The sequence below is a fragment of the Alishewanella agri BL06 genome, assembly GCF_000272005.1.
GTDB lineage: Bacteria > Pseudomonadota > Gammaproteobacteria > Enterobacterales > Alteromonadaceae > Alishewanella > Alishewanella agri.
Map to the genome: position 1 here is coordinate 187783 of NZ_AKKU01000026.1, position 12886 is coordinate 200668.

At 51.7% G+C, this 12886-nt stretch carries 10 protein-coding genes; all 10 read left to right on the plus strand.

The window, feature by feature from the left end:
- Positions 1–22 precede the first annotated feature (22 nt).
- The 10 genes from pilW (at position 23) to AGRI_RS14535 (ending at position 12865) form a co-directional block, all read left to right on the plus strand.
- Positions 23–1687: a type IV pilus biogenesis/stability protein PilW gene (gene pilW, locus AGRI_RS14490; protein WP_008985635.1), complete on the plus strand. Its 1665-nt coding sequence runs from the start codon at positions 23–25 to the stop codon at positions 1685–1687.
- Positions 1674–2627 (plus strand): RodZ domain-containing protein, encoded by a 954-nt coding sequence (locus tag AGRI_RS14495; RefSeq protein WP_008985636.1) that lies wholly within the window; start codon positions 1674–1676, stop codon positions 2625–2627. Before pilW ends, AGRI_RS14495 begins: the two co-directional genes overlap by 14 nt.
- Positions 2627–3727 carry a flavodoxin-dependent (E)-4-hydroxy-3-methylbut-2-enyl-diphosphate synthase gene (ispG, locus tag AGRI_RS14500; RefSeq protein WP_008985637.1) on the plus strand — a complete coding sequence of 367 codons (1101 nt, stop codon included), beginning with the start codon at positions 2627–2629 and terminating at the stop codon, positions 3725–3727. The genes AGRI_RS14495 and ispG overlap by 1 nt, the downstream gene beginning before the upstream one ends.
- A gap of 93 nt (positions 3728–3820) precedes the next feature.
- The gene (gene hisS / locus AGRI_RS14505) at positions 3821–5086 is read left to right on the plus strand and encodes a histidine--tRNA ligase (RefSeq protein ID WP_008985638.1); all 1266 of its coding nucleotides are present in this window, start codon (positions 3821–3823) and stop codon (positions 5084–5086) included.
- A 19-nt stretch (positions 5087–5105) separates the two neighbouring features.
- Positions 5106–5735, plus strand: a complete 630-nt coding sequence (locus tag AGRI_RS14510; protein WP_008985639.1) for a YfgM family protein — start codon at positions 5106–5108, stop codon at positions 5733–5735.
- A 9-nt stretch (positions 5736–5744) separates the two neighbouring features.
- The gene (gene bamB / locus AGRI_RS14515) at positions 5745–6932 is read left to right on the plus strand and encodes an outer membrane protein assembly factor BamB (RefSeq protein WP_008985640.1); all 1188 of its coding nucleotides are present in this window, start codon (positions 5745–5747) and stop codon (positions 6930–6932) included.
- Between the two features lie 75 nt (positions 6933–7007).
- A complete protein-coding gene (der, locus tag AGRI_RS14520) occupies positions 7008–8504 on the plus strand; it encodes a ribosome biogenesis GTPase Der (protein WP_008985641.1) in 1497 nt (498 codons plus the stop codon).
- Positions 8505–8514: 10 nt separating this feature from the next.
- Positions 8515–10770 (plus strand): arginine/lysine/ornithine decarboxylase, encoded by a 2256-nt coding sequence (locus tag AGRI_RS14525; RefSeq protein ID WP_008985642.1) that lies wholly within the window; start codon positions 8515–8517, stop codon positions 10768–10770.
- Between the two features lie 102 nt (positions 10771–10872).
- Positions 10873–11970, plus strand: a complete 1098-nt coding sequence (locus AGRI_RS14530; RefSeq protein WP_008985643.1) for a DUF2157 domain-containing protein — start codon at positions 10873–10875, stop codon at positions 11968–11970.
- A complete protein-coding gene (locus tag AGRI_RS14535; RefSeq protein ID WP_008985644.1) occupies positions 11963–12865 on the plus strand; it encodes a DUF4824 family protein in 903 nt (300 codons plus the stop codon). The genes AGRI_RS14530 and AGRI_RS14535 overlap by 8 nt, the downstream gene beginning before the upstream one ends.
- The last annotated feature ends 21 nt before the right edge of the window (positions 12866–12886 follow it).

A 12886-nucleotide genomic window follows, 5' to 3' on the forward strand; every position in this document is an offset into this window, starting at 1 on the left:
AACAAATGGATGGCCAGTGGTAATGCAGAAACTTCCTGTGGTAACCGCGCTGACGGCATTGTGTTTACTCTCGGCCTGTGTGTCAGAGAGCACTTATGTGGCGAATGACCGCCAGGTCACGCAGCGCAATGTGGATAACACTGAAGCGGCTAAAACCCGTATTTCACTGGGCTTAAACTATTTGCGTCGCGGTGATAGCACCCAGGCACTGTTCAATCTGGAGCGTGCCCGGACTATGGCCCCTAATTTGCCAGAGGTGTATAACGCTCTGGCTTTTTATTATCAAACGGTAGGTGAGCATGTGCAGGCAGAAAATGCCTACAAGCAAGCCATTGCCCGTGATGCCAATAATGCTGACGCCTACAACAACTATGGTGCCTTCTTATGTCAGATTGGCAAGTTCGAAGACGCCGAACGTTTGCTGCTGACGGCTATCGCTAAACCCGGGTATATCCGTGTCGCCGAAAGTTACGAAAACCTGGCCTTATGTCAGTTAGAACAAGATGGTTTTGAACGCGCCCGTAACTTCCTGGCGTCGTCGCTAAGTCATAATGGTACCCGTATCACAGCGCTGATTAACAGTGCCTCGGTCAATTACGCGATGGGGAATTTGCAGGATGCGAAAGCCGATTTGCAACGGATCCAGCGCTTAGGGCGGGTATCGGCGCGCAGCACCTTGCTGAACTATCTGGTGTCAGAGAAACAGGGCGATCTGTCGACGATGAAACACGCCGAGCAGTTGTTGCTGACGTTGTATATTGATAGCAACGAAGCGCGGCTGTTACTGCAACAACGCTTGCTTGAAAGCGAGTTTGAACAGTTACGTGAGCGTTATAAGCAACATCTGCTGGCGGATTTTCTACCGGCAGTGCAGTCGGATAACGCTAAAGCGGCGGGGAATCAACCGGTCGCCAATCCACAACTGCGGATCCGACGCAAAGTCGCTGAACCCGCTACTGTAGTGGCGAAGGAGCAACAGGTAGCCGAGCCAAATCAGAACCGCCGGCCAGAACCAAGCGTCCAGGCCGGGCCAGCCCCGGCAACTTTTACTGAGCAGCAACAAGTACAAGCCTTGGCCCAACCTGCTGCTTTGCCGGAAGAACGTGAACTCGTTCAGCCAGAGCCGGAGGTGCCTGCTACACCGCCTGCCACTAACCCTGCTAATGTAGAGACGACAACACAACTTACCTTAGCGGAACCTGCTGCCAGCAATGCCGTCCCTGAGTCTGAAGCCGCAGTCGCGGCGCCAGCATATAGCAGCAGCGGTCTGCAGTATGCCGATACCAATGCTGAAGCTGCTGCGGAGGTGCCGGTGCATTTGGTCACCGAGGGCGAATCGTTACATAGTATCTCGGTACAATATAATATTGTGTTAGCCCGGCTGTTAGAATGGAACCATCTGACTGAGCAATCACGGCTTAGAGTCGGACAAAAAATTTATCTGGGGCCCAATGATGCGCCGCCAGAACCCAGTGCACCGCCGGTTCGTTTGGCCGCAGCACAACCCGTTGATAATTATTTTCATCAGGTAGCAGAGGGCGATACCATGTTTGCCATCTCATACCGTTATAATATTCGTCTCGAACGTTTTATGGCCTGGAATAATCTGACAGAAGAAAGTCGCCTGTCGATCGGCCAACGTTTATATATCGTGGATCCGGCAACTATTAATAATGAATCAGAATGATGTCACTCCGGCACAGGAATTAAGTGTTGGTCAAATTTTACGCCAGGAACGCGAACAGCGGCAGCTCAGTCTGGAGCAAGCTGCGCAGCAACTGAATCTTCGGGTTGAAGTGCTGCGTAGCCTGGAAGATGATCAGCCAGACAGCAGCATTTTACCGACTTTTATGCGCGGCTATTTAAAAGCCTATGCCCGGTTTTTAAAACTGCCAGCGCAGCCGCTATTGCAGCAGTTTGAGCAACAGCATCAGGTAAAAAGCGCGCCGGTAAAGCAGATGCGTACTTTCTCCAACCGCTCAGCACGACAACGCACAGAAAAACGCTTTATGTGGCTAACCTGGCTCATTGTCTCGATCATTATGTTGTCATTGGCGCTGTGGTTTTGGCAGAGTGCCCGCGACAGCGGTCTGAGTGTCGCAGACGCCTTGAATAGTCAGGCAGCCAGTAACCCGTCGGATCCGGCCGCAGTCGTCACAGTACCTACCGAGATGGTTGTGCCGACGTCGGAGCCGACAACTGAGCTTAGTAATGAACCTGTACCAGAACAAGATAGCGGCAATGTCAGCAGTGAACAGTTAGTGGCTGATCTGGCGCAACTGCCGGTAGCGACGCAGCAACAACTACTGGCATTGTCTCAGCCAGCGGTAGAGGAGCCGGCGGCGACGGAAAGCTTTGGCGATAGCCGCAATGCCGGTTTAGATGTATTGAAGATGACCTTTACTGACAACTGCTGGATTGATGTGGTCGATGCCAATGGCGAGCGCATCGCTTACGGCACCAAACAAGCCGGCTACGTAATGGAACTGAATGCTAAAGCGCCATTCGTGATTACGCTGGGCAATCCGGGGGTGGTGAGTATTGAGTTAAATCAGCAGCCCTATGATATGTCCCGCTTTCCCGGGAATCGCGTCGCCAAGTTCACTTTGCCAGGACAACCTGATTAATGTTTGCAGAAAATCCAATTAAACGCCGGCCCAGCACGCAGATTAAGGTCGGCAATGTATTGATCGGTGGCGATGCGCCTATCGCCGTACAATCAATGACCAATACCCGTACTACCGATGTTGACGCGACCGTGGCGCAGATCCGTGCTATTGCTGCGGCCGGCGCCGATCTGGTGCGGGTATCAGTGCCAACTATGGAAGCGGCTGAGGCCTTCAAGCTGATCAAACAGCAATCGCCGATCCCATTGGTAGCAGATATTCATTTTGATTACCGCATCGCTTTGAAAGTTGCTGAATACGGTGTCGACTGCTTACGGATTAACCCCGGCAATATCGGTCGTGAAGATCGGATCCGCGCTGTGGTCGATGCGGCGCGTGATCACAATATCCCGATCCGCATCGGCGTCAACGGCGGTTCGCTGGAAGCCGATATTCAGGAGAAGTACCGCGAGCCAACACCGGAAGCCCTGGTGGATTCGGCAATGCGGCATGTTGATATTCTCGATCGGCTGAACTTTGATCAGTTTAAAGTCAGTGTTAAAGCGTCAGATGTGTTTTTAGCAGTAGGTGCTTATCGTTTGCTGGCGCAGCAAATTAAACAACCACTGCATTTAGGGATTACGGAAGCGGGTGGCGCCCGTGCTGGTGCGGTGAAGTCAGCCATTGGCTTAGGTATGCTGCTGGCGGAAGGCATTGGCGATACGCTGCGCATTTCGCTGGCTGCTGATCCGGTGGAAGAAGTCAAAGTGGCCTTTGATATTCTGAAGTCGCTGCGTATCCGCTCGCGCGGCATAAACTTTATTGCCTGCCCCAGTTGTTCGCGGCAGGAGTTTGATGTGATTAAAACCATGAACGAGCTGGAGCAGCGGCTGGAAGATGTGGTGGAGCCACTGACCGTCTCGGTAATTGGCTGTGTGGTCAATGGTCCGGGTGAAGCCTTGGTGTCGGATTTAGGTGTGGCCGGTGCCAGTAAAAAAAGCGGCTTTTACCTCAATGGCGAGCGCCAGAAACTGCGACTTGATAACGACAATATCGCTGAACAACTCGAGCAGCAGGTGCGGCAGTATTTGCAGCAGCGGATCGCGGTAAAGCAAGTCTAGGGCGACATTTCAGCCACTACCGATTATAATCACGCTTTTTTATTAACCTATTGCATCTGGGCGCTGCGGCGCCCCCCTAATGGAAGCAAAATTTTGTCAAAGCAAATTCAGGCAATTCGCGGCATGAATGACTGCCTGCCGCAGGACAGTGCCCTCTGGCAATATGTAGAAACGACCTTGCGCGACACGGCTGCCAGTTATGGTTACAGCGAAATCCGTTTCCCGATCGTCGAAATGACCGAGCTGTTTAAACGTTCAATTGGTGAAGTCACCGATATCGTTGAAAAAGAAATGTATACCTTTACTGATCGCAATGGTGACAGCCTAACCTTGCGCCCAGAAGGTACCGCTTGCTGTGTCCGCGCCGGCAACGAACATGGTTTACTGTACAATCAGGAACAACGGCTGTGGTATACCGGCCCGATGTTCCGCCACGAACGGCCGCAAAAAGGTCGTTACCGCCAGTTTCATCAGTTTGGGCTGGAAGCCTTTGGTATTGCCACCCCGGATATTGACGCTGAAGTAATTATCCTGACGGCGCGGATTTGGCAAAAACTGGGTTTAACGCCGTATGTGAAACTGGAACTAAACTCACTCGGCTCCAACGAGGCCCGTGCCGCCTATCGCGATAAGTTAGTAGCTTACCTGGAACAACATAAAGATTTGCTGGATGAAGACAGCTTGCGCCGGCTGTATAGCAACCCACTGCGGGTGCTGGATAGCAAGAATCCGGCGCTGGCGGAGGTGTTAGCCAAGGCACCAAAACTGGCAGAGCACCTGGACGAAGAATCCGCAGCGCATTTTGCCTCCTTGCAGCAGCGTTTAACGGCGGCAGGTATTGAGTTTGTGATTAACCCACGCTTAGTGCGCGGCCTGGATTATTACAACAGAACGGTATTTGAATGGGTCACTACTGAGCTGGGCGCTCAGGGTACCGTCTGTGCCGGTGGTCGTTATGACGGTCTGGTTGAGCAACTGGGTGGCAAAGCGACCCCTGCGGTGGGCTTTGCGATGGGGCTGGAGCGGTTAATCCTGTTACTGCAAAGCCTGAACCTGGCCCCGGATTTACCGGCGCAAGCGGATATTTATCTGCTGGCAATGGGTGAAACTGCGGAACTTGCCGCCATAAGTGTTGCCGAAAGGCTGCGTAGCGAGTTACCGGCAAAACGTGTTATCTTGCACTGCGGTGGCGGTAACCTGAAAAAACAATTTAAGAAAGCAGACAAGTCAGGCGCAGCCATAGCCCTGATTTTAGGTGATGAAGAACTGGCGCGGCAGGAAATTACCGTTAAATGGCTGCGCGAAGACAAGCCACAACAAACGCTTAAGCTGAGTGAACTGGCTCAGCAGCTGGCCTGAAAGTATACGGAGTAGTTAGGTGGAAATTTATAATAGCGAAGAACAACAGGTTGAGGCCATTAAACGCTTTTGGAACGAATACGGCAAAGCCATAGTCGGTGGTGTGGTTATTGGTTTGGCGACACTCTACGGCTGGCGTTACTATCAGGCAGAGCAGCGCGCCAGTGCCGAAGCCTTATCCAGCAGCTACAGCCAGTTATTGCAACAACAAAGCAGTGACGATGCCTGGTTAACTCAGGCGCAAAGCTTTATCAGCGCTCAGGGCACCAACAATTATGCCATTTTTGCTGCCCTGCTCACTGCAAAAGAAGCTGTTGCTAAAGGTGATCTGGCGTTGGCCAGCCAGCAGCTAAGCTGGGTAGTACAGAACAGCAAAGACAGTAGCGTCAAGGCCATCGCTCAGTTACGTTTGGCGCGTATTCAGCGCGAAACTGGTGATCTGACCGCGGCACTGGCGACTGTCAATCAGGCGATGCCTGCCAGCTTTGCTGCGGCGCAAGCAGAACTTAAAGGCGATATTTTGCAGCAAAGCGGTGATTTAGTGGCGGCGAAAGCAGCCTATCAGCTGGCGTTTGATAATGCCGGTCAGAATACCCAGCTGTTACAAATTAAACTGGATGAGCTGGCGCACATCTCTGCAGCGAATTAAGGGGCAGGCATGAGATTTTCGGTAAAACAGGCGGCAGTTGTCCTGTTCAGCTTCAGTTTGCTGGCGTGTTCAAGTAAAGAGAAGCTGGTACTGCCTGAAGTAGAGAACCAGATCAAACCGCGTGAGGTCTGGAGTGCTCAGGTCGGTAACGGCGTTGCGCATTATGAGTCAGGGTTAAAACCACTGATCCTGAATGACAAAGTCTACATGGCCAGTCGTGAAGGTCTGGTTGTGGCCTTTGAGCTGAGTTCCGGTAAAAGATTATGGACCTTCGACCTGCGTAAGGACGATACCTTATCGACGTTACAGAAACTAAGACAGCGCTTCAGTGCTGATAATGCACGGATTGCGGGTGGTATTAGTCACGGCTTCGGTAATATTTATCTGGGTACCGAAAATGGTGATCTGGTGGCCTTGAATGCCGAAACCGGTGCCTTAGCCTGGCGGGTACAGGTTCCGGGCGAAGTGCTGGTCAGTCCGGCTGTCGGTGATGGTTTTGTAGTTGTTAAGCTGGGTACCGGCTCGCTGATTGGTTTAAGCCCTGACAATGGTGAGCAGCGCTGGATTTTTGAAAACGAGCAACCGCCGCTGACTATCCGTGGTGTTAGCGAACCAGTCATCGATAGCGGTGGTGTGGTTTATGGCACTGCTAATGGCCGGGTTGGCGTACTGGTAGTCGATCGTGGTTTCCAGGCGTGGGAAGAAAACATTGCTACGCCAAAAGGCAGCACAGATTTATCCCGTCTGGTCGATGTTGATGCCAAGCCGATCGTCATCGCCGGAACCATCTATACTATAGCCTTTAATGGTGAACTATTTGCATTGGATCTGCGCAGTGGTCAGCAGCTATGGAAGCGCGATTATGCCAGTTTCCGCAATATGACAGTACAGGGTACGGTGTTGTATCTGGTGGATTCTGAAGGCCGGATTTATGCCATCGATCGGCGCAATGGTACTGAACTGTGGAGCCAAACCGGTTTACACCGTCATTTCCTGACCGGGCCAGCGGTCTATAAAGACTACCTGGTGGTGGGTGATAATAAAGGCAATCTCCACTGGTTAGATCGTAACAGTGGTGATTTTGTCGCCCGGCAGAGTTTTGACAGCTCCGGCTTTTTCCGTGAGCCGGTCAGCAACAATGAGGTACTGGTGATCAGTACCCGCGATGGCGAGCTGACCGTTCTGCAAACGCCTTAATACAGGCGGGTTGCGTATTTAAACTGAAAACAGGCCTGAGTCAGGCCTGTTTTGTTATTTTTTGAGGTTGACACCATGTTACCTGTTGTGGCCCTGGTAGGGCGCGCCAATGTTGGCAAATCGACGTTATTTAATCGCTTAACCCGCAGCCGTGATGCCTTAGTGGCAGACTTTCCTGGCTTAACCCGTGACCGCAAATATGGCACGGTAAAGTTTGAAGGCATGGAGTTTATTGTGGTGGATACCGGTGGTATCGATGGCAATGAACAAGGCATTGAAGTGGAAATGGCGGAGCAGTCATTAAAGGCCATTGCTGAAGCGGATGTGGTGCTGTTTATGGTCGATGCCCGTGCCGGTGCCACTGTGGGTGATACGGCTATTGCGGCGCATATCCGTAAAGTCGAAAAGCCGGTGTTCTTGGTGGCGAATAAAACTGACGGGCTGGATGCCGATACTGCAGTCGCGGATTTCTATAGTTTGGGTTTGGGTGAGGTCTATCCGATTGCTGCGGCGCATGGTCGCGGTGTCACCTCATTACTGCAACTGGCATTATTGCCGTTTTTACAGCAGCAGCTGCCCTCCGCAGTGGATGGCGAAGCCCAGGAAGACGCTGAGTTTGCCGAATCGGCCGATTTTAAAGAAATGACAGAGGAAGAAGCCGAGGCTGAAGCCGCGCGCTTACGTTCCGAGCATATTAAACTGGCGATTGTTGGCCGGCCGAATGTCGGTAAATCGACGCTGACCAACCGCATCCTCGGTGAAGAGCGGGTGGTAGTTTATGACATGCCGGGCACCACCCGCGATTCGATTTATATCCCTATGCAGCGCAATGGCCGTGACTATACGCTGATCGATACCGCTGGCGTGCGTCGTCGTGGCAAGATTGACGATATGGTAGAAAAATTCTCCGTGGTGAAAACCCTGCAGGCGATTGAAGATGCCAACGTGGTGGTGTTGGTGTTGGATGCGCGCCAGGGCATTTCTGATCAGGACTTAAGTATCCTCGGTTTTGTGCTTAATGCCGGTCGCTCACTGGTATTGGCAGTGAATAAATGGGATGGCCTGAACGACAATGTCAAAGACGAAATAAAACGTGAGCTGGACCGGCGCTTAGGTTTTATCGACTTTGCCCGGCTGCACTTTATTTCGGCCTTGCATGGCTCTGGCGTCGGCAATCTGTTTGAGTCGGTGGAAGAAGCCTTTGATTCTGCTACCAAGCGGGTCAGTACCTCGCTGCTGACGCGGATTATGAAAATGGCGCAGGAAGATCACCAGCCGCCAATGGTTGCCGGACGGCGGGTGAAGTTAAAATATGCCCACGCCGGTGGTTACAATCCGCCTATTGTGGTGATTCATGGTAACCAGGTAAAAGATCTGCCGGATTCCTACAAGCGCTATCTGATGAATTATTATCGCAAGGCGCTGCAAATGATGGGCACGCCAATCCGCATTGAATTCCGTGAAGGTGAAAACCCCTTTACCCCGACCAAAAAGAACACTGAAACCGCGTTGCAGAAATATAAGCGCGAGCGGCTGTTAAAAGCGCGGCAAAAACTGGCGCAGAAGAACTAAGGATTAACTGATGAAATTTCGTTTTCCGGTCATTGTAATAGATGAAGATTTTCGCTCTGAGAATATCTCAGGCTCAGGGATCCGTGATCTGGCTGAAGCTATCGGCAGCCATGGTTTTGAAGTCATTGGCTATACCAGCTATGTCGATCTGACCGCCTTTGCCCAGCAAGCCAGCCGCGCCTCCTGTTTTATTTTGTCGATTGATGATGAAGAGTTTGGCAGTGGCAGCGAGCAGGAAGTCAGCACGGCGCTGACCGAGCTGCGCGCCTTTATCAAAGAAGTGCGCAAACGTAACGCCGATATTCCGATTTTTCTGTATGGCGAAACCCGCACCAGCCGGCATATCCCGAATGATATTCTGCGCGAGCTGCATGGCTTTATTCATATGTTTGAAGACACGCCGGAGTTTGTGGCGCGGCATATTATCCGAGAAGCACGTAAATATCTGGATGCATTAGCGCCACCGTTTTTTACTGCCTTAATGGATTACGCTGAAGACAGCTCATACTCCTGGCACTGTCCGGGTCACTCTGGCGGTGTCGCCTTTTTAAAGAGTCCGGTGGGGCAGATGTTCCATCAGTTCTTTGGTGAGAATATGCTGCGTGCCGATGTCTGTAACTCGGTGGATGAGTTAGGTCAGCTGTTAGACCACACTGGCCCGGTAGCAGAGAGCGAAGCCAATGCGGCGCGGATCTTTAATGCTGACCATTTATTCTTTGTCACCAACGGTACTTCAACCTCGAATAAAATGGTCTGGCACTCAGTGGTCGCGCCGGGTGATATCGTCGTGGTGGATCGTAACTGTCATAAATCCATTCTGCACTCGATAATTATGACCGGTGCCATTCCGGTATTTTTAATGCCAACCCGTAACCATTACGGCATTATCGGCCCGATCCCGAAAAGCGAGTTTTCACCTGAAGCCATTGCGAAAAAGATTGAGGCTAATCCCTTTGCCCGCAATGCGAAAAATAAAAAGCCACGTATCCTGACCATTACCCAGAGTACCTATGACGGTATTTTGTATAACGTGGAAGAAATTAAGCAGGAGCTGGGTTCGACTATCGATACGCTGCACTTTGATGAAGCCTGGCTGCCGCATGCCAGCTTCCATGAGTTCTACCATAATATGCATGCCATTGGTAAAGATCGGCCGCGCTCAGAAGACACCCTGGTGTTCTCGACCCAGTCGACGCATAAACTGTTAGCCGGTTTATCGCAGGCGTCGCAAATCCTGGTGCAAAATGCCGAAAAGCGCAGCCTGGACACCCACCGGTTTAATGAATCCTACCTGATGCACAGCTCGACCAGCCCGCAATATGCCATTATTGCCAGCTGTGACGTCGCGGCCGCAATGATGGAGCCACCAGGCGGTACAGCCTTGGTTGAAGAAAGCCTACTGGAAGCGATCGATTTTCGCCGTGCCATGCGCAAGGTTGATGCCGAGTTTGGTGACGATGACTGGTGGTTTAAAGTCTGGGGTCCGGATCGTTTGCCGGAGGAGGGCATTGGTAACCGCGAGAAGTGGGTACTGCACGCGCAGGACAGCTGGCACGGTTTTGGTGAAATTGAATCCGGCTTTAATATGCTGGATCCGATTAAGGCCACTATCATTACACCGGGCATGAACCTGCAAGGCCAGTTTGATGATACCGGTATTCCGGCGGCCATCGTTAGTAAGTATCTGGCTGAACACGGTATTATTATCGAGAAGACCGGTCTGTATTCGTTCTTTATTATGTTTACTATCGGTATTACCAAAGGGCGCTGGAACTCGATGGTGACCGAACTGCAGCAATTTAAAGACGACTATGACCAAAACCTGCCAATGTGGCGGGTCATGCCGGAGTTTGCTGCCAAGAACCCGCGCTACGAGAAAGTTGGCCTGCGTGATCTGTGTCAGCGCATCCACAATATGTATCGCAAGTATGACGTAGCCAAGGTCACAACGGAGATGTACCTGTCGCAAATTGATACCGCTATGACCCCGGCAGATGCCTGGGCCAAGATGGCGCACCGCGAAATTGAGCGGGTATCGATTGATGATATTGAAGGCCGCGTGACTGCCATGCTGGTGACGCCTTATCCACCGGGAATTCCACTGATGGTACCGGGCGAGCGCTTTAATAAAACCATTATCAACTATCTGAAATTCACCCGCGCCTTTAACAGCGAGTTCCCGGGCTTTGAAACCGACGTGCACGGTTTAGTACGGGAAACCATCGATGGTGAAGTGAAGTACTTTATTGATGTGGTAAAAGAGTAAAATGCAGGCGAACTGTTGCATCTGGCAACAGTTCGCCTATGCTGCATGGAGGCAGGACGGTAACAAGAGTATTACCGTTGCGAACAGGGAACGGCCACTATCTTGGATACACATTCTTCAATAAATAAAACTCAGGCTCAGGCTCGCGTTAATCAAATCCGCGCCTTTCAGGCCGAGCAGCAGTTGTTGTCTGAACAAGGCATCCTCCAACTGGACGACAACGCCAGTCAGCAAATTCAGCGCTATCACCAAGCAGTGTTACAGCAATTACAGCAGAGTCAGGATATTGATCTGAGCGCACAAGCCAGTCATTTATCTTTGGGCATGCAAATCGTCTCCTTTTTAGGTGCTGTGGCGCTGGCGGCGAGTTTATTCTTTTTGTTTTATCAGTATTGGGGCTACTTTGACACGCCACTGCAGGTTGGCATCCTAATCAGCGCGCCCTTATTAAGTTTAGCGCTGGTCAGTTGGCTGCAACGGGTTGACCGCACCGGCTATTATGCCAAGTTAGCCGCGCTGGTGTCGTTTGCGGCCTGGGTGCTGAATATTGTGATGCTGGGCAGTATTTTTAATTTACCGGCCTCGCCAAATGCTTTTGCCGTCTTTGCGCTCTATGCCTTTATGTTGGCTTACACCCTGCGGGTGCGTCTGCTGTTGGCGGCGGGCATGCTCTGCTGTTATTTGTTTATTGGCGCCCGCTTTGGCAGCTGGATGGGAAATTACTGGGTGTCGACCGGCGAATATCCGGAGCATTTTCTGCTAACCAGTCTGTTATTCTTTGTGTTGCCGCTTAAATTTAAGCAGCAGCGCTATGAGGGGTTTGCCGCGCTGTACCAGATTTTGGCGGCAGTCGTGTTTTTTATTGCGGTACTGATCCTGGCGAACTGGGGCAGTGTCAGTTATTTACCCTGGTCGCATGGCGTTATTGAGGGGCTGTATCAGGTGCTGGGTTTTGTTTGCAGTGCTTTGCTGGTGCTGTACGGTATCCGGCAACAGGCCGCAAAGTTAATGCTCACTGGTAATGTGTTCTTCGCGTTGTTCCTGTATACCAAGTTTTTTGACTGGTGGTGGCACTGGTTACCGAAGTACCTGTTCTTTTTCCTGTTGGGGCTGACCGCCATTCTGGCACTGTTAATCTTTAACCGGTTACGGCTGGTGGTACAAACCGCAGCCAAGCCAGATGAGGTGGCCAATGTCTAAGCCAGAGGCAAAAAAGCTGCTACTGTTAGCGGTGATAACCGTACTGGGCGTCAACGCTTTTATCCTTGGCAAAGTCTGGCTAAACCGCAGTGTGGTTGTGGCTGAGCTGACGCTGAGTGAGCGGGAGCTTGACGTGCCATACCACTGGGGTATGGCCAAAGAAGATTCATCATTACGCCTTAATATCGCCTGGACCACGCCCTGGCTAACGCCAAACGAGGATGACTGGCAATATTTGTCTCGGCAGCAACAACGTATCCTAAGGTTGCAGCAGCCGCAGTTTGCCAGTTTTCGATTCGGTAGCTGCACAGATGGCTATCAGCGGCAACAGCGTTCAGGCTGGGTGTTGCTGGAGTTTAATGGTCAGAGTTATCAGGACTACCTGAAACAAGCGGAACAACATTATGCTGTGATACAACAACGGCTGGCAGCAGAAGCGGCTGCGGAGTTAAATACGGGCTTGGCACAGGACAGGCTGCAGGCAGCAGCAAAACGCCGGCAGGAGCAGCAGCAACGTGCCGAAGAGCAATGGCGGGTTGCCCGCGAGGAGGCAACCCGCCTCTTTGTGATTGATGCCGCCGCCGACCGCAACTTATTACAGCAAACACTGGCAAAACATAGTGGGCCGACAGCCGGTCAGCTATTGCTAGTGCCGGCAGATATCCAGCTTAGCTATACCTGGTGTCAGGACGATAAAGCAGAAAAACAGCCCGAAGTGCTGATAAACCGCTTGGCGGTGCAGTCGCTTTATGTGGCCAAGCCGTATGCGCAACGCTTGCCAATAGATACCGATCGTCAACAGAAAATTCGCTTTCAGGCTCAGGTGTACTATGGCCGTTTTGCAGAGCCCTGGATTGCGAATTTGGCGCTAGCATCAGGCGCTGTTTCAGATTAGCGATATTTCACTGCAAGGAAA

Coding starts and splice junctions, on each gene's coding strand:
- pilW (WP_008985635.1), top strand. CDS start 23: ATGCAGAAACTTCCTGTGGTAACCGCGCTGACGGCATTGTGTTTACTC.
- AGRI_RS14495 (WP_008985636.1), top strand. CDS start 1,674: ATGAATCAGAATGATGTCACTCCGGCACAGGAATTAAGTGTTGGTCAA.
- ispG (WP_008985637.1), top strand. CDS start 2,627: ATGTTTGCAGAAAATCCAATTAAACGCCGGCCCAGCACGCAGATTAAG.
- bamB (WP_008985640.1), top strand. CDS start 5,745: ATGAGATTTTCGGTAAAACAGGCGGCAGTTGTCCTGTTCAGCTTCAGT.
- der (WP_008985641.1), top strand. CDS start 7,008: ATGTTACCTGTTGTGGCCCTGGTAGGGCGCGCCAATGTTGGCAAATCG.
- AGRI_RS14525 (WP_008985642.1), top strand. CDS start 8,515: ATGAAATTTCGTTTTCCGGTCATTGTAATAGATGAAGATTTTCGCTCT.
- AGRI_RS14535 (WP_008985644.1), top strand. CDS start 11,963: ATGTCTAAGCCAGAGGCAAAAAAGCTGCTACTGTTAGCGGTGATAACC.